Origin of the sequence: Bifidobacterium sp. MSK.13.1, assembly GCF_019131435.1 — a bacterium.
In the GTDB taxonomy this organism is placed as follows: domain Bacteria; phylum Actinomycetota; class Actinomycetes; order Actinomycetales; family Bifidobacteriaceae; genus Bifidobacterium; species Bifidobacterium pseudocatenulatum.
Genome location: NZ_JAHOMM010000002.1, coordinates 230,237 through 245,438 on the forward strand (window position 1 = coordinate 230,237; position 15,202 = coordinate 245,438).

The window sequence follows — 15,202 nt, forward strand, 5'->3', positions numbered from 1 at the left end:
CACACGATGGACATGAATTGGATCGACGAGATTCGGGATCCCGAACCCCGCAAACGGTACATCTACAACGCTGACGACTACGACCCGCAATACGGGGACCCGTATTACCGTGAACACAGCACCCGCGCCGACAGCCTGTGGCGGCTGTACGAGGAGAGCGGCACGTCGATCACGTTCGATGCCTTCGCGGACGAATCCCGTCAAACCGATTACAGGATGGAGACCGGCGCTCTGCGTGATTTCTTCAATGGATCCCAGTCGGCGCTCTCCTCGTACAGGAACCCGATGGGAGGCAACCCGCTGATCGCGTTCGGAAGCATAGGCCGATGGGACGGCGAACGCACGGGCATATCCTCGTTCGAGACCTTCGATGATCTGATGAACGGCGATGATTCCCCGTTCAAGGACTGCGAGATCGACCACATCTGGGACGAGAACGGAATCCTGAAGATGCGCGGCCACCACCACGACGGCAGTGTGGAGGTGGAGATACGCCAGCTCACCGACCAGGGATGCGAGGCATTGGAATCCTACGAACAGGCATGGGCTGGCGAACCGTTCGACGCCGCAGGCCGCCACTACGACGGCGGCAAGGAATCCGTGGACCGCTTCTGGAACGACCTGAAAACCGATCGGGGCCTGGCCGTGGAACCCCGGTACGTGGAACTCGCGTTCGGATGCCCGCCCATCGAATGGGACATCGATGCCAGGGTGAGGGACTTCGCCGAACGCATGGGCGACGAATATACGAGCCTGTACGAGCAGGACACGACCAGCATCAAGGGCGGTGATTTCGAACGTTTCGGCGCGTTCGCGGACAATCACCTCGACTTCATACGCGCCCTGACGAAGGCCAGGGGCATGGACCCCATCAGCAGCGACCGCGAGATAGGCGCGTTCCTCAACACGTTCGACAAGCTCGCCGCGATGCCCGAACCGACACCGGCGAAACAAGAAAAAGACGAGCTTTCCGCCGGCGCATGCGATCCGGCCGACCCGTTGAACCTCGAACAGTCATCGTCATACGGCATGACCCGGTGAACGTAAGAAACGACACGGATAAGGGCCATGGAATCATCGGACGACAACGATGATTCCACGGCCTTTTTCCAGGACTTTCTCGAAGGCAAGAAAATCGTCGGACTGTCCATGTGACGCGCCTGCGCTTGTAGACTTATGGAAGCATCGATTAAGGAGCCGATATGCCGAATCCAGCGCTGACTGAGAAAATCCGAAACCTTCCTCCTCTCTTGGACTCTCTGGAGCGGGACGCGGAGGTGTCCGACTTGCTTCGTCGTTCCGATGCCGCCCGAGAACGGTTCAGGCAGATGTTTCCTTTGGATGGGGTGGAGCAGTCAGCGCTTGAGGATTACCGTAAGGAATGGATGGCCCGCTATGTCTACAACTCCAACGCGATCGAGGGATCCACGTTGACGCTTGAGGACACCGAACTGGTGTTGGAGGGCGAGTTCGTGCCGACCGACTCGCCGGCAAGATACATCTTCGCTGCCCGTGGCGTTGCGGATGGCATGGCCTATGCGGAACGATTCGCTGAAGAGGAGCGGACGCTGAGTGTCGAGATGATCCAAAAGCTGCATGAAGTCACCGCATTGGACATGCAGCCCGCGCTCAGGGGTCGGTTCCGCCCCTACGGCTACCAGGCAAGGATCACCGCCACCCGAGTGAAGACCGCCGACCCACTTGAAATCTACGAGGACATGGAAGCGCTCGTGGACGCGGTGAACGGTTCCAAAGACCACCCGATCCTCAAAGCTGCCGGATTCCACGCGATGTTCGAGAACATCCATCCATTCACGGACGGCAACGGACGAACCGGGCGACAGATTCTGAATCTCATGCTCATGGCTGCCGGCTACCGGCCCGTAGCAATCAAACATGATGCCGGCCGCAGCTATGGGAAAAGTCTGGAAGCATGGCAGGTTGACGGCGATCCCAAGCCGTTCATTTCCCAGCTTGTCCAATGCGTTGATCAGGAAGAGCGCGCCGTAGCGGAAATCGTCGGCAGATTAAGAGAGAACCCTTTCTCGGAAAACGCCATCGACGGGATTGGTCTCGAAGACGGTCCGGCACGAGGGCGTTCCCTCTGATTGGAACGCTTCAGGATTGTGATAGGTGTACATGAATATGCGTTTTTACATATATTCATGTACACTTATATGCATGAAGAGGAGCGAGGCGATTGATCAGCTGCGCGAGATGGATGCCAAGTACTCGTGCTACGTGTATTGCAAGAACGAACTGGCCGTCGTGCTGGGTGAGCAGGGGCAGAAACTGAACCGAACCCTGTCCAGCCTGGTATCGGCGAAGGCGTTGGTCCGTGCCGCCCGTGGCGTCTACGTGTTCGCGTATTCCTCCCATCTCGGCGAGGGGACACTTCATCAGGTCGCAAAGCGGTTGCGTTCCGGCGAGCTGGTGTGGGAAAGCCTCGAAAGCGCTCTGTCGCGCTGGAACGTGATCAGCCAGATTCCGGTGGATAGGGTCACGTTCATGACCACGGGCCGTGAGGGCGAGTTCCGCACCGCGTACGGGGTGATCGAGTTCACGCACTGCAAGCTCAGCTGGAGTCGCATCCTGCCGAACCTGATCGCCCGCGATGACGGACTGACGCCGCTCGCGTCGAAACAGTGGGCGTATCGTGACCTGAAGGCCGTCGGACGCAACCTCGATCTGGTGGACATGGACGAATTGGAGGACGATGATGACTGGAGCTGACGGCACCTATGACTACAAGGCTATGGCGGCCGGGATCGTCTTGGCCGGGGGCGAGGGCATGGGCAATCTGCTTCCCGTGGTCGAGAAGGAACTTCTGCATTATCGAATCCTGGATGCCATGATGCGCGAGGGTTTCTTCTCCTCGCTGGTGTTCCAGGGCGGCACGAGTCTGCGCCTGTGCCACGGGTCCCCAAGGTACAGCGAGGACCTTGATTTTGCCGGCGGCACCTCGTTCGACATGGACACCCTTAAAGGGCTTGGCTCCTGCATCTCCGATTCGCTCTCGGGGATGGGCGATGATGTGACGGTCCGGGTCAAGGAGCCGAGACCCGACGCCGATGGGCTGACGCGCAGATGGCGTATAGCGATTCGCACGGCCGGTCAGCGCAAGGATCTGCCGAGCCAGACAATCAAGCTGGAGGTGGCATCGATTCCCGCGTACGAGCCGCAGCATCGTCCCGCCTTGGTCAACTATCCGATGTTCCCGGCCTTGTCGGGTCAGATCATCCTCGATGTGGAAAGCCCCACCGAGATTCTTGCCGACAAGCTGCTCTCCTATGCCTGCGCATCGCACCTGCGGCGACGCGACCTGTGGGACATGTGCTGGTTGGCGTCGAGAGGCGACGTCGATTCCCGACGGGCGATGGAGCTTGCGGAATTGAAATCATCTGATTACGGCGAAGAAGGACTTTGGGCAGACCGTGCTGATCGCGTGGCGGGGGTCGCCGATGTGATCGGCTCGGATGCCTTCGCCGACGAGATGCGCCGGTTCCTCCCCGCCGGCCTGATGACATCCACGGTCGAATCCCCACGTTGGAGCGCATGGGCGATCGAACAGATCGGGACGTTGTACGGCACTCCAGGCACTCCATCGTCGGCCGATGCGGTTCCCGGATTCCCTATTTTCGGTGCGTCGAACGACTCCAGTCCAACCCGCTGAACGCTAAGGAGGTCTGCGATGTCGAATCTGGACTATAACTTGCCTGAGCCGACAAAGGCGCAATTGGAGTACGCGCGTTACCTCAGCCGTTTCCAAGCGCCGCGTGAACGCCGGACTCTTTTCGCCCGCACCGAATCGGATATCGCAGCCGCCTTCCGTGAAGAGACCGCGAACCATTCCTGGAACGCCGACGACCTTGCCTCCCAGGCCGGTATCGATCCCCGGTTTGCCGATGCTCTGCTCCAGCGGGGCGAAGCCCCGATTGAAGCGGTGTTCTCCGCAGCCGATGCGCTGGGGATAGACATAGCCGCGTTGCCGCTTTCCAGTCTCGGGAACACTCGGTGAGCGGTGTTGGTATACGCCAATATGCGCAAAGAAGCATGTTGGCGTATACCGTTTGTTCATCCGATCCTCGCGGTGCTAAGGGAATAGGTGGCGACGCTGCCGGCTGTTCCGACGACCTGGTTCATGGGCATGGTCAGTCTCATGTCGGTGCGGGTGGTGGATTCCACGGCGTTGCGCATTTCGTCCTGCACGAGGCCGATGTAACGCATGGTGGTGGCGATGTTGGCGTGCCCCAGCATACGGCTGACAAGCACGATGTTGCAGCCGTTCCTGTAGTAGACGCATGTGGCGAACCTACGGCGCAGGCTGTGCGACGGGTATCCGGTTACCGTCTTGATCCTCTTCGCCACGTAATCGACGCCGCAGTGTCCCTGCACGTCTCCGGGGAACAGCCATACGCCGGTGCGTTTCCGCAATGCCGAAGCGAGCTTTGCCGGCACGGGAAGCATCCGCTCCTTGTTGCCCTTGCCGTGGACGTGGAGCACCATGCCCTCGGCGTTCTCCTCCAGATCGGTCTTCAGGTTGATTCTGGTCATTTCGATGCGGCGCAGGCCGCAGAACGCGCCCAGCATGACGGCCAGCCGCGCGTTCTCGTCGGGTGATGCGAGTCCTTGTTCGATGTTCTCCTCGGGACAGATGCAGCCGGACGGAAGGGTCATGGGCACGGTGGGCACTTCGTCCGCCGGATTGCGGCGGGCGAGCCCTCGCTTCATGCTCCATTGGTAGAAGACCTTGACGCAGCTGCGTACTCCGCGTCTGCCTTCGGTTCCCATGCCGGCTAGGTAGAATATGAGGTCGTCTTCGGTCACGTCGGTGATGCTTTTATCGACGGCTTTGGAGAATCGAACGATCTGGTACCAGCGGGTGCGCAGGGTGTCGTTCGTGCGTCCGATGGCGTCCATCCAGTCGATCCATTTCTCAATGGATTCTTTCCAATCCTCCCGTGGCTCGACGTGTTCGCAGCTCTTCCTGTTGTCGTTCCAATACCTCATGGGGCTCCTTAAGCGCATAGAAAAGGGAAGTGACTTCTTCATCACTTCCCAAGGAATACTATTGCGCGTTTCTGGCCGATGCTCTTCGGAAAACCAGCTGCAAGGCGAACATGCGCGATGACACGCCGATTTGAAGGAACAGCAAGGCTGGTGTATTGTCTACTCCTGTTGCAAAAAGCCCTACGGCTGCGAGCCAGAACCGTATATCGGACGGTCACTGGTTCAAGCCCAGTCGCAGGAGCCATTTGAAAGCCCTTGGAAATCAAGGGCTTTTGTCATATTCGAGGAATCAACGAAGATGCCCATACAGCATCCCCGACTCAGAGGTGCAGGAAAAATGAGCTACATCCACATCACTGAAGAGAACATCGACAAGGAACATATCTGCTGTGCCATGTCCGGCAAGCAAAGCCTTGCGAAAAAAGAGTGGCTCAAGCAGCGTTTCAACGAAGGTCTCGTCTTCTATCGTAGCGAGGAACGAGGCAAATGCTTCATCGAATATATTCCGGCGGAAAACGCATGGGTGCCGATCGATGCGGACGGGTGGATCTATATCAACTGTCTATGGGTGGCCGGTTCTTTGAAAGGTCATGGACATTCCGGTAATCTGCTGAGCGAATGCATCCGAGACGCCAAAGAGCAGGGGCGCAAAGGCATTTGCATTCTCTCAGCCGAGGGTCGCAAACGAGAGTTCCTTGCCGATCCGAAGTTTCTGTCCTACAAGGGTTTCGAAGTGACCGACATATCTGATTGCGGCATCAATCTCATGGCCCTGCCTTTTGAAGAGAATGCGGAGCTGCCGAAATTCAAGGAATGCGCCAAGCATCCCGCGGTGGACGAAGACGGGTTCGTGCTCTACTACACCGATCAATGCCCGTTTACATGCTATTGGGTTCCGCGGGTGCGGCAAACGGCGGAAGAGCACAATATTCCATTCAAAACGATTCATATCACCGATAAAGAGACCGCCCAACGTACGCCCGCGCCGGTCACCACGTATGCGTTGTTTAGGGACGGCAAATTCCTCACCCAAGGCATCCAGTCCGACAAAAAGTTTCTGGCATTGGCCGGCTTGTAACGTCCTGAATCTTCCACCCACTGGGGGAACCTTCCCGCCAAGAAGGCAGTTGGCGTACGGATTGTTCCAGCGGGTGGGTGTTTTGGGGACTCGGGAGGCGGGCTATTCTCTAACACGCATGCAGGAGACCTCGAATTTGCGCGTTTGACGGAGACTCTGCTATCGGTTGCGAGGATCCAGCGGATCACGGTCGTCGTAGAATGCGTAGATATCCAGACTAGGTTCTTCCACGGGCAAAACTTAAGATTTTCCCAGCAAACGGCGTTTACCATGAACACGCAAGCAAGAAAAACACGGCAAATCATGGAAGGGAGTCCATATGTGCACTGGTGTTCGTTTCTCCGACGATGAGGGAAACACATATTTCGGCCGTAATCTCGACTGGAGCTTCTCCTACGGCGAGACCATTCTGGTCACTCCGCGAGGCTACCGGTATGACTATGCGTATGGGGCCAAAGGCAAGAGCGAGCCGAATGCGGTGATCGGCGTGGGCGTGGTTATGGCCGATCGTCCCATGTATTTCGATTGCGCCAACGAGCACGGCTTGGCCGTCGCCGGATTGAACTTCCCCGGATACGCCTCCTTCGCGCACGAACCGGTCGAGGGAACCGAAAACGTCGCCACTTTCGAATTCCCGCTGTGGGTGGCACGCAATTTCGACAGTGTCGACGAAGTCGAAGAGGCGTTGAAGGACGTGACGCTCGTTTCGCAGGTCGTGCCCGGCCAGCAGGAGTCCTTGCTGCACTGGTTCATTGGCGATGGCACCCGTAGCATCGTCATCGAGCAGATGGCTGATGGCATGCATGTTCATCATGACGATGTGGATGTGCTCACCAATCAACCGACCTTCGACTTCCATATGGAAAACCTGCGCAACTACATGTGCGTGAGCAACGAAATGGCGGAGCCGACCACTTGGGGCAAGGCGGAACTGAGCGCATGGGGTGCCGGCGTGAGCATGCACGGCATTCCCGGTGACGTGAGTTCGCCGTCGCGTTTCGTACGTGTCGCCTACACCAACACGCACTATCCACAGCAGAACAACGAGGCCGCCAATGTGTCTCGTCTGTTCCACACGCTGGCCTCCGTACAGATGGTTGAAGGCATGTCCAAGATGGGCAACGGCCAGTTCGAGCGCACGCTGTTCACCAGCGGTTATTCCGGAAAGACTAACACGTATTACATGAACACGTATGAGGATCCGGCGATCCGCTCGTTTGCCATGTCCGACTTCGACATGGATTCGAGCGAGCTGATCACCGCCGATTGATTCCGGGAATTTCGAGTTCGAAGATTCCGCAGTAATCGCACTATGTGCGATGGCATAAAAGGACGCAACGTCGCAGCCGGCGTTGCGTCCTTTTAATCAGTAAAACTGATGAGATTTGATTAAAAAAATTAAAATGGTCGAGGCATGCTGTCAAACGTACTTTCAGGCGTTTTCTTCGTTATGTTCCTTATGCGAGGAAGCGAATCGCGACAGAACACCTGACTTACGTAAAGCGCAATACATTCCCCAGGAACCGAAACCGGCGAATGCCACCGCGCTAAGCAGCTCGCAAATAGTGCCGATGATGCCTCGCGGGCTGAAGAACGTGAATGCCTGATAGTAGAAGAACAGCAGGTAGAAGTTGTAGACGATTCCAATCGCCAAAGCAGACAGAATGGTGACGCCGAGCGTCCAACGACGGTAGCGGAACAGTGCGAATACCGCTTCTGCGGCTGCCGCCTGCAGCAATGCGATTACCACCAGGCTCACACTGTATTTCGTGCCGAGTACCACCTCGACGAACGATGCGACCAAAAGCACGTAGGCCGAAGCTCCCGGCTTGCGCACGATCAGAGAGCCCAGCGTGGCGGGGAAGTAGAACAAAGCATGAAGTAGCGCCGCTGAACCAGGAAGAATCAAAGTCATCAACGGAAAAAGACCATACGACAGGCCGTCGAACACCCAAAACATCACTCCCGACATCACGCCGACCGCCGCGCCGACCGCGATATCGACCACACGCCATGTGAGGGCCTTGTGTATTCCTTGGTTTGTTTTCAAAGGCTGCCTTACCTGCTTCGACAGCTTCGCGTCTGTATTATGAATAACGGTTTTAGAGAATGGCTTCGCCATAATGATAATGAATCCTTGCGTTGGTCGATGCCGTGCACCGTGAGTCGGAGATCGCGGCAGTCGCCGTGGGCCGTTCCTCGACCTGCGCGGCTCGGGCAGGAACGACGAAAGGTATTATACGACGTGTTGTTTGCCGAATACGCATCATGGATTTCCCTGTATCCAAAATATCGTTACAAATATTCCAAATCCGGGCGTACGGTCCAGTCCAGTACATCTAATCCGCACGATTTCGTTCAACTCAGCAGCATAAGAGCTTTTTGTTGTGAGGTGGCATTCGTCCAAAACAGCGTGGTCTGATGTTCCTTACGATGAACACGTAAGTTACGCTTTGCAGACGCAACTTAGCTAATTGTCAGGATTACATGTTCTTTTGCTATGAGATAGCATGCAACACGCCAATTAGACTTCAAGCACTTTAAGTTTTTACAGTGCAGGGTATGAGCACTGCAACATGGCATACGATTCGTGAAGCATCCATGATTTCCGGACTTCCCGAATCCACTTTGCGCTACTACGAGCAAATCGGTATCATTGCCCCGATCGCACGTGACCCAAGTTCTGGCCATCGCGCCTACACCGACGAAGACATTCAATCGTTGGTCACTATTTCCTGCTTGTCTGCGACTGGCATGCCGCTTGACGCCATGCGCGAGTATCTGAAAAACCGTTTCGACGGAACCGAAGGTGCGCGCAGGCAAATGGCGCTACTGGACGCGCAGGCGTTGCGTTTGGCCGCAAAAGCCGAAAGCATCCGCATGCAGCAAGCCTATGTTTCCCTTAAAACATTGTATTGGCGTGCCGTGGCGGAAGGCCATGACGACGAAGCGCAACGACTTCTGGAGGAAAACCACGATGTCATCGAAACAGTGAAAAAACAGATTCGTAGCAAGGCTGACGCATAAGTCGAGGCGTCATCGCAGACGTTACCTTAATTCAATTCGTATAACAAAGGAGCAACTCATGAAGGCAGCGATCTTCAAGGGAGTCAAGCAGATGGCATGCGAAGAGCATGCCGAACCGACCATCATCGATGGGGGAGACGCCATCATCCGCGTGGTACGCGCATGCGTGTGCGGATCCGACCTGTGGTTCTACCGCGACGGCAGCAAGGAACCCAACACTCAGGCCGGACATGAGGCCATCGGCGTGGTCGAGCAGATCGGCGACGACGTGACCGTGGCCAAGCCGGGCGATTTCGTGATCGTACCGTTCCCGTTCAGCTGCGGCAAGTGCCCGGTATGCAAGGCCGGTTTCGAATCCAGCTGCCCCCACGGCGGATATTTCGGAGACGAGGGATTGGGCTGTCAGGCGGAATACCTGCGCGTTCCCGAGGCCGATGGCACGCTGGTGGTCGTTCCGGGCGACGCGAAGAGCTTCTCCGACGAAATGCTCGCATCGCTGCTCACCCTCTCTGACGTGATGTCGACCGGTTACCATGCGGCTGCTTCCGCCGAAATCAAGCCGGGAGACACCGCAGTCGTGTTCGGCGACGGTGCGGTCGGCCTGTGCGGAGTGCTGTCCGCCAAGCTGATGGGCGCCACCCGCATCATTTCCATGAGCCGCCATGCCGACCGCCAACGTATCGCACGCGAATTCGGTGCCACCGATTTCGTGGAGGAACGTGGCGACGAGGCTGTAGCCAAGGTACTGGAAATGACTGATGGTTACGGTGCCGACGCCGTGCTTGAATGCGTAGGGTCCGCATTGTCGAACGACACTGCCATGAAGGTTGCGCGTGCGGGCGCTGTAGTCGGGCGCGTTGGCTTGCCGCACGGCGTGGAAGCCGATATTCCAGGACTGTTCTACCGCAACGTTGGTCTGCGCGGCGGTCCGGCACCGGTGCGCACGTACGATCTGCAGCGACTGCTCAAGGAAGTGCTCGACGGCAACATCAATCCCGGCATCGTCTACACCTCCGAATACACGCTCGACGATATTCAGGAAGCGTACGCGGCCATGGACGAGCGCCGCACCGTAAAGTCGCTGCTGCGCATCAGTGAGGTCTGAGCAATATACCGACGATAGAATAAGCGCAAATCAAACGAAAGGAAGCAAATCTTGTTTGAAGAGCTGCACAAACGGATGAATTCGTTCTGGAATAATGACAGGACATTGTCGCAAACCGATCCGGAATTCATTGAATTCTTCTCGAATTTCGCTTATGACGAAGTGGTGAACGAACCGGGAGCAAATCATCCTGATTTGGATGACAAAACCCGCTCTTTGGCCATTCTTGCCGTGCTGGTCGGATGCCAAGGCTTGGATGCTTTCGAAATGATGCTGCCGGTGGCCTACGAAACCGGATTGTCGTCCATCGCCATCAAGGAAATGGTGTATCAGGCGACCGCATACTGTGGTTTCGGCAAAGCCCTGCCGTTCCTGAAGAGACTCAACAACTTCCTCGGCGCGGCCAACGTGCATCTTCCGCTTGAACCGCAAGGCACCACCACGCCGGAAACGCGTGCCAGGGCGGGCGAAGACAAGCAGATCGAAATCTTCGGTGAAGGAATGCGTGGATTCACGCAATCCGGCCCCGAAGATACGCGACACATCAACAAGTGGCTTGCCTGCAACTGCTTCGGCGACTACTACACGCGCGGTGGCTTGAGCACGCGTGAGCGTGAAATGATCACGTTGTGCTTCCTTGCCGCGCAGGGCGGTTGCGAGCCGCAGCTGACGTCTCATGCGAAGGCCAATATGGGCGTAGGCAATGAGAAGGCATTTCTGATTGCCGTTATTTCGCAGTGCATGCCGTATATCGGGTATCCGCGTACGCTGAATGCGATTCGTTGCATCAACGATGCAGCGGAGCAGATGCAAGGCTGATTGCGGTAGGATTTCGTTCGCTTCAGTACGAAAGGGGCTGTTTGCCAGTCACGATTGGATTGGCAAACAGCCCCTTATATGTTTTTTACAAGCGCGCTACGCGTGTGCGAGCATCACTCGCCCCATACGTCCTTGGCGACGGACCGCACGAGCGCGATCTTGGCCCACTGCTGCTCTTCGGTAAGCTTGTTGCCTTCTTCGGTGGACGCGAAACCGCACTGGGTGGACAGGCACAAGCGGTCAAGCGGCACATACTGGGCCGCTTCGGCAATGCGAGCCTTGATCACTTCCGGATCCTCAAGTTCCGGCTTCTTGGAAGTGATCAGACCGAGCACAACCTTCTTATCTCCGGAAACCTTGGCGAGCGGCTCGAAGTCGCCGGAACGATCATCGTCGAACTCCAGGTAGTAGGCGGCGACGTTTTCCTTGCCGAAAAGCACGTCGGCCACAGTGGCGTATCCGCCGGCGGAAGCCCACGTGGAGTGGTAATTGCCACGGCAGTCGTGCGTGGTGATCACCAGATCCTCTGGCAGATCCTCGATGGCGGCGTTGTTCATGGCGGCATACTGTTCCTGCATGGCGGCGAACTCATCGGCGGTGTAATGCTGGTTGAAGTTCGGATCACAGAACATGCCCCACGTGCAGTCATCCAGCTGAACATTGCGGCAGCCGGCCTCATACAATGCCATGATCAGACCATGGAAGGCCTTGGCGTTGTCGTCGGCAAGCTCGTCGTAATCCTTCTGGGTGTCGCCGTAGAACTCGTGCACGGAAGCGATGTTCTCCGGGCGGAACAGTTCCGCATACAGCTGTGCCGGAGCCGGAATGGTCTGGCGTGCAATGGCGGTGTCGTCTTCGAACTGCTTGATGAACTTGAAATGCTCAACGAACGGGTGGGCCGGGTCGAAGGCGATCTTGCTGGTCAGGCGTGCGGATTCGGCGCGGGTCTCCTCATCGTGGAAGAAATAGCCCTTGTCCATCGACACCTTTTCCACGCCGGCGAAGCCCCACATGCAGTCGAGATGCCACCAGCCACGGCGGAATTCACCGTCGGTGATGACGTGCAGACCGGCGGCCTTCTGCTTGGCGACCAGTTCGGTAATGGCATTATCTTCCACGGCCTTGAGTGCGGCCTCGTCAATCTTGCCTGCTGCGAAATCGGCGCGAGCCTGCTTAAGTTCTGCCGGACGCAGGTATGAGCCGACCACGTCGGCGCGGAACGGCGCGTTCTGGGAATACGTCATTGGATGCTCCTTGTTGTGCTGTCAGTGAAAATACCTAGGGAAGACTAGTCAATCCTTCAGAAAAATGCACGATTACGTCGGGAATATGAGACGGGCGCATTATAGTGTTTTGCGATTGAACGACATATGATTCGGGGGGGGGGGTGATATGAGTGATGGGACCGGGCGGCAGGCAATGGCAGCGCAAAGTGGTACGTCGGATAATCCGAAATCCTCCAATCAGGAATCATCGAAAAAGCCGAAAACGCTCGGCAAATATCTGTTGGTGTCGGCAACGCAAACCATTGTGGAATTCGGATCGTTCACCTTGCTGCATGTGCTTTCCGTACCATCCGCCATCGCGAACGGCGTGGCCATCGTGCTGTCGGCTTCGTACAACTGCCTGATGAACCGCAATGTCACGTTCAAATCGTCCAGCAATTTCGGCCGTAGCGTGGCTTTGTTCATGCTGCTGTGGGTTTGGAATTACCTGTTCGGTTCGATCATGCTGGCATGGCTGCCTTCCGCATTCGGATGGAATGCGGTGTTGGTGAAGTTCCTGACTATGGCATGTCAGTTCGCGTGGGGCTATCCGCTGTGCAAGGAAGTGATTTTTCGCTGAACCTGCAAGCGTGTCAATCCGGGTGGCACCCTATGACAGCACCCTATGTATGATTGAATATGTCTTGTATTAACTCCAGAAAGAAATGGAAAGGCAATGAACGAATCGCAAGATTCCAACGACAGTAGTACGAGCAATCCGAACGATATTCGCCAACAGGAGGCAGAACATCAAGGAGCGGCCGTAAAAGCGGCGCTCGGAGCCAACATTGGTGTGGCCATCGCCAAGCTCGCTGCGGCGTTCTTTACCGGATCGTCCGCGATGCTTTCCGAATCGGTGCATTCCATCGCCGACTGTTCCAACGAAATCGTGCTCATGGCAGGCGGTCGCTTCTCCAAGCATAAGACGGACGGCGATCATCCGTTCGGTCTGTACCGCGCCAAATATCTCGCTTCGTTCGTAGTGGCGACGCTGCTGTTTTTCGTCGGTGGTTTCTTCTCCACTTCGGAGGCGGTGAAGAAATTGTTCGCCATTGCCGAAGACCCCGCACTGCGTGACGTCAACCAGATGGAACTGCTGGTGGCGTTTATCGTGGTGTTTATCAGCGCTTGTTTGGAAGGCTACGGCCTGCATCAAAGCATCAAGGAAGCGAACGAGCGTATGGAGCGCACGGGTGTGGCCCATATGGGTGTGTTCCGTTTTTGGAGGCGTACCAAGTCGGCGGAGCTTGCGTCCGTCATTATGGAAGACACGCTTGCTTTGATCGGCTTGGCATTCGCAGGGGCTGGCATCGGTCTTGCGATTCTGTTTGATAATGAGATATTTGATGCATTCGGCGGTTTGATGGTTGGTCTTGTATTGATTGCGGGATCGTTGCTGCTCATGTTCAAATCCGGTTCGCTGTTGATTGGTGAGGCCGTCGATTCGGATACGCGCAAGAAGATTGAGCAGGCTGTTATTTCAACGTCTGGTGTGGAACGACTGCTGAATATGCAGACCGTGCATATGTCCGAGGATGACATTCTGCTGTGCGTCAAGGTGCAGACCAGCAAGCTCGACCGCGATTACGATGTTGAAACCGTGAACAAAATCGAACGAAGCGTGCGTACCGCGCTGCCGTGGTTCCGTTTCGAAATCTACGTAGAGCCCGACCTCTACCGCGCCGACCACAAAATCGTCTCGTAGTGGTGTGCGGTGTACCTATGGTTATGAGACGTAGAGTATGAGGCGACGATACGGTTTTCAGGAGGAGCTGGCATTCCGATGAGTTCGGAGTGCCAGCTCCTCCTTTTCATGTGCTTTCTTGTTATGCGTCTCCTTGAGCCCATACATATGCATCCTTTCCAACATCCGAGCTTTAGCCTCATCAACCTCGGCGCGAGTAATGCCGCTATCCAGTATGAACTGCTCAATGCTATAGCTCATTACATTTCCTTTCGTATGATTCCTCTAATCTAATGGATTACCCCCATATCTAATAGATCGTAAAACCCGTTTTCTTGAAGCAAAGGCGTCTAGGTGGAGGTATGTCTCGGATGCGATTGGTTTGTTTATCTCGAGATGCGAGACACACTTACCCCCCCCTAAAGTGGTAGGGTGGGTGGTGCATTCGGGGACGCATGCGCCCCTGTCATAACGCTCCGGGAGACAGGATGGAGAAAATGGAGAATATGGAGAATCCGAAGAAACTGGCCGTTGCGACCATCGCAGGCTTGACCGAGGTGGCCGGTATGGCCGCGCCCGCCATGGCAGATGAGACGGCCGCCGATCCGACGGTGGGCCAGACCCAGTCGGCCGATCCGACGAAGGATGCGCTCGACAAGGCCAACACGGCCGTATCCGAATCCCAGACCGCTTATGATAATGCCCAGCAGAATGTGCAGGACGCTCAATCCAAGGTGGATGATGCGTATGCTTCCGACCCGGCCACGAATGCGGCGCAGTCCGAACTGGATGCCGCCCAGTCGGCTAAGAAGGATGCCGCCCAGTCGGCGGCTGACGCGCAGGCCGATGTGGATGCCGCCCAGGCTGCTCTGGCTGAAGTGAACGCCACGCTGAAGACAGCCGAAACCGCATTGGCCACGGCGAAGTCCGACGCGGAATCCGCGCAGGACGCGTACGACAAGGCCCACAAGGTTGTCACCCCGTCGAAGGATACGACCATCACGGTTGATACTCCGGACAGTGCGGACAGTGCGAACAGGGCGGCCGTGAAGACCTCCACGCAGGCCAAGCTTGGCGACACGGGCGTGGACGTGATGGAGACCGCCGTGTTTACCATTATGGCCGCCGGTACCGCCGGAGCCACGCTCATGCTGAAGCGTCGTGGTGACGGCCGTTACGGTCTTATGGCACGCCACGCCAAGTAGGTTTTTGAC

The 15,202-nt window shown here is 56.6% G+C and carries 17 protein-coding genes; 13 read left to right on the forward strand and 4 right to left on the reverse strand.

Annotated elements, in window-relative coordinates; genetic code table 11:
* Nucleotides 1-6 precede the first annotated feature (6 nt).
* The 5 genes from KSY55_RS03750 (at nucleotide 7) to KSY55_RS03770 (ending at nucleotide 4,018) form a co-directional block, all read left to right on the forward strand.
* Nucleotides 7-1,041, forward strand: coding sequence for a hypothetical protein (locus KSY55_RS03750; protein WP_117726563.1), 1,035 nt, complete (start codon nucleotides 7-9; stop codon nucleotides 1,039-1,041).
* Between the two features lie 161 nt (nucleotides 1,042-1,202).
* Nucleotides 1,203-2,108: a Fic family protein gene (locus tag KSY55_RS03755; RefSeq protein ID WP_007057623.1), complete on the forward strand. Its 906-nt coding sequence runs from the start codon at nucleotides 1,203-1,205 to the stop codon at nucleotides 2,106-2,108.
* A gap of 73 nt (nucleotides 2,109-2,181) precedes the next feature.
* Nucleotides 2,182-2,733: a type IV toxin-antitoxin system AbiEi family antitoxin gene (locus KSY55_RS03760; RefSeq protein ID WP_007052696.1), complete on the forward strand. Its 552-nt coding sequence runs from the start codon at nucleotides 2,182-2,184 to the stop codon at nucleotides 2,731-2,733.
* The gene (locus tag KSY55_RS03765) at nucleotides 2,717-3,673 is read left to right on the forward strand and encodes a nucleotidyl transferase AbiEii/AbiGii toxin family protein (protein ID WP_007054360.1); all 957 of its coding nucleotides are present in this window, start codon (nucleotides 2,717-2,719) and stop codon (nucleotides 3,671-3,673) included. Before KSY55_RS03760 ends, KSY55_RS03765 begins: the two co-directional genes overlap by 17 nt.
* Before the next feature lie 18 nt (nucleotides 3,674-3,691).
* On the forward strand, nucleotides 3,692-4,018 hold the full coding sequence (locus KSY55_RS03770) for a hypothetical protein (protein ID WP_007052694.1): 327 nt from the start codon (nucleotides 3,692-3,694) through the stop codon (nucleotides 4,016-4,018).
* A 56-nt stretch (nucleotides 4,019-4,074) separates the two neighbouring features.
* Here the strand turns inward: KSY55_RS03770 and KSY55_RS03775 are convergent, their stop codons facing one another.
* Nucleotides 4,075-5,010: a tyrosine-type recombinase/integrase gene (locus KSY55_RS03775; RefSeq protein ID WP_007056118.1), complete on the reverse strand. Its 936-nt coding sequence runs from the start codon at nucleotides 5,008-5,010 to the stop codon at nucleotides 4,075-4,077.
* A gap of 337 nt (nucleotides 5,011-5,347) precedes the next feature.
* Between KSY55_RS03775 and KSY55_RS09070 the strand changes: the two genes are divergently transcribed.
* The gene (locus KSY55_RS09070) at nucleotides 5,348-6,088 is read left to right on the forward strand and encodes a YoaP domain-containing protein (RefSeq protein ID WP_055063396.1); all 741 of its coding nucleotides are present in this window, start codon (nucleotides 5,348-5,350) and stop codon (nucleotides 6,086-6,088) included.
* 319 nt (nucleotides 6,089-6,407) lie between these two features.
* Nucleotides 6,408-7,358 (forward strand): choloylglycine hydrolase, encoded by a 951-nt coding sequence (gene bsh, locus KSY55_RS03785; RefSeq protein ID WP_117656592.1) that lies wholly within the window; start codon nucleotides 6,408-6,410, stop codon nucleotides 7,356-7,358.
* A 162-nt stretch (nucleotides 7,359-7,520) separates the two neighbouring features.
* Here bsh and KSY55_RS03790 read toward each other — a convergent pair whose 3' ends face one another.
* Complete coding sequence (locus KSY55_RS03790; RefSeq protein ID WP_004222014.1) at nucleotides 7,521-8,210, reverse strand: ECF transporter S component; 690 nt, start codon at nucleotides 8,208-8,210, stop codon at nucleotides 7,521-7,523.
* A gap of 440 nt (nucleotides 8,211-8,650) precedes the next feature.
* Between KSY55_RS03790 and KSY55_RS03795 the strand changes: the two genes are divergently transcribed.
* Genes KSY55_RS03795 through KSY55_RS03805 form a run of 3 tightly spaced genes read left to right on the forward strand, consistent with a single transcriptional unit; the run spans nucleotide 8,651 to nucleotide 11,039 of the window.
* Nucleotides 8,651-9,115, forward strand: a complete 465-nt coding sequence (locus tag KSY55_RS03795) for a MerR family transcriptional regulator (protein ID WP_118269815.1) — start codon at nucleotides 8,651-8,653, stop codon at nucleotides 9,113-9,115.
* 58 nt (nucleotides 9,116-9,173) lie between these two features.
* A complete protein-coding gene (locus KSY55_RS03800) occupies nucleotides 9,174-10,220 on the forward strand; it encodes a zinc-dependent alcohol dehydrogenase family protein (RefSeq protein ID WP_004222018.1) in 1,047 nt (348 codons plus the stop codon).
* A gap of 51 nt (nucleotides 10,221-10,271) precedes the next feature.
* The gene (locus KSY55_RS03805) at nucleotides 10,272-11,039 is read left to right on the forward strand and encodes a carboxymuconolactone decarboxylase family protein (RefSeq protein ID WP_065437811.1); all 768 of its coding nucleotides are present in this window, start codon (nucleotides 10,272-10,274) and stop codon (nucleotides 11,037-11,039) included.
* A gap of 113 nt (nucleotides 11,040-11,152) precedes the next feature.
* On the opposite strand, the gene KSY55_RS03810 is transcribed toward KSY55_RS03805, so the two are convergent.
* Nucleotides 11,153-12,283 carry a 5-methyltetrahydropteroyltriglutamate--homocysteine S-methyltransferase gene (locus KSY55_RS03810; RefSeq protein WP_217749515.1) on the reverse strand — a complete coding sequence of 377 codons (1,131 nt, stop codon included), beginning with the start codon at nucleotides 12,281-12,283 and terminating at the stop codon, nucleotides 11,153-11,155.
* 148 nt (nucleotides 12,284-12,431) lie between these two features.
* Between KSY55_RS03810 and KSY55_RS03815 the strand changes: the two genes are divergently transcribed.
* Both KSY55_RS03815 and KSY55_RS03820 read left to right on the forward strand, forming a co-directional pair.
* Nucleotides 12,432-12,884, forward strand: a complete 453-nt coding sequence (locus KSY55_RS03815) for a GtrA family protein (protein ID WP_117662445.1) — start codon at nucleotides 12,432-12,434, stop codon at nucleotides 12,882-12,884.
* Nucleotides 12,885-12,980: 96 nt separating this feature from the next.
* Nucleotides 12,981-14,009, forward strand: a complete 1,029-nt coding sequence (locus KSY55_RS03820; RefSeq protein ID WP_118284327.1) for a cation diffusion facilitator family transporter — start codon at nucleotides 12,981-12,983, stop codon at nucleotides 14,007-14,009.
* A gap of 57 nt (nucleotides 14,010-14,066) precedes the next feature.
* Here KSY55_RS03820 and KSY55_RS03825 read toward each other — a convergent pair whose 3' ends face one another.
* A complete protein-coding gene (locus tag KSY55_RS03825; RefSeq protein WP_004222028.1) occupies nucleotides 14,067-14,249 on the reverse strand; it encodes a hypothetical protein in 183 nt (60 codons plus the stop codon).
* Between the two features lie 236 nt (nucleotides 14,250-14,485).
* Here KSY55_RS03825 and KSY55_RS03830 point away from each other — a divergent pair, with 236 nt between their 5' ends.
* Nucleotides 14,486-15,193 (forward strand): hypothetical protein, encoded by a 708-nt coding sequence (locus KSY55_RS03830; protein WP_118284326.1) that lies wholly within the window; start codon nucleotides 14,486-14,488, stop codon nucleotides 15,191-15,193.
* Nucleotides 15,194-15,202 lie beyond the last annotated feature (9 nt).

What these genes read in the sequence shown, in the direction of transcription:
- KSY55_RS03750 (WP_117726563.1), top strand. Translation starts at nt 7, where the DNA reads ATGGACATGAATTGGATCGACGAGATTCGGGATCCCGAACCCCGCAAA.
- KSY55_RS03755 (WP_007057623.1), top strand. Translation starts at nt 1,203, where the DNA reads ATGCCGAATCCAGCGCTGACTGAGAAAATCCGAAACCTTCCTCCTCTC.
- KSY55_RS03760 (WP_007052696.1), top strand. Translation starts at nt 2,182, where the DNA reads ATGAAGAGGAGCGAGGCGATTGATCAGCTGCGCGAGATGGATGCCAAG.
- KSY55_RS03765 (WP_007054360.1), top strand. Translation starts at nt 2,717, where the DNA reads ATGATGACTGGAGCTGACGGCACCTATGACTACAAGGCTATGGCGGCC.
- KSY55_RS03770 (WP_007052694.1), top strand. Translation starts at nt 3,692, where the DNA reads ATGTCGAATCTGGACTATAACTTGCCTGAGCCGACAAAGGCGCAATTG.
- KSY55_RS03775 (WP_007056118.1), bottom strand. Translation starts at nt 5,010, where the DNA reads ATGAGGTATTGGAACGACAACAGGAAGAGCTGCGAACACGTCGAGCCA.
- KSY55_RS09070 (WP_055063396.1), top strand. Translation starts at nt 5,348, where the DNA reads ATGAGCTACATCCACATCACTGAAGAGAACATCGACAAGGAACATATC.
- bsh (WP_117656592.1), top strand. Translation starts at nt 6,408, where the DNA reads ATGTGCACTGGTGTTCGTTTCTCCGACGATGAGGGAAACACATATTTC.
- KSY55_RS03790 (WP_004222014.1), bottom strand. Translation starts at nt 8,210, where the DNA reads ATGGCGAAGCCATTCTCTAAAACCGTTATTCATAATACAGACGCGAAG.
- KSY55_RS03795 (WP_118269815.1), top strand. Translation starts at nt 8,651, where the DNA reads ATGAGCACTGCAACATGGCATACGATTCGTGAAGCATCCATGATTTCC.
- KSY55_RS03800 (WP_004222018.1), top strand. Translation starts at nt 9,174, where the DNA reads ATGAAGGCAGCGATCTTCAAGGGAGTCAAGCAGATGGCATGCGAAGAG.
- KSY55_RS03810 (WP_217749515.1), bottom strand. Translation starts at nt 12,283, where the DNA reads ATGACGTATTCCCAGAACGCGCCGTTCCGCGCCGACGTGGTCGGCTCA.
- KSY55_RS03815 (WP_117662445.1), top strand. Translation starts at nt 12,432, where the DNA reads ATGAGTGATGGGACCGGGCGGCAGGCAATGGCAGCGCAAAGTGGTACG.
- KSY55_RS03820 (WP_118284327.1), top strand. Translation starts at nt 12,981, where the DNA reads ATGAACGAATCGCAAGATTCCAACGACAGTAGTACGAGCAATCCGAAC.
- KSY55_RS03825 (WP_004222028.1), bottom strand. Translation starts at nt 14,249, where the DNA reads ATGAGCTATAGCATTGAGCAGTTCATACTGGATAGCGGCATTACTCGC.
- KSY55_RS03830 (WP_118284326.1), top strand. Translation starts at nt 14,486, where the DNA reads ATGGAGAATATGGAGAATCCGAAGAAACTGGCCGTTGCGACCATCGCA.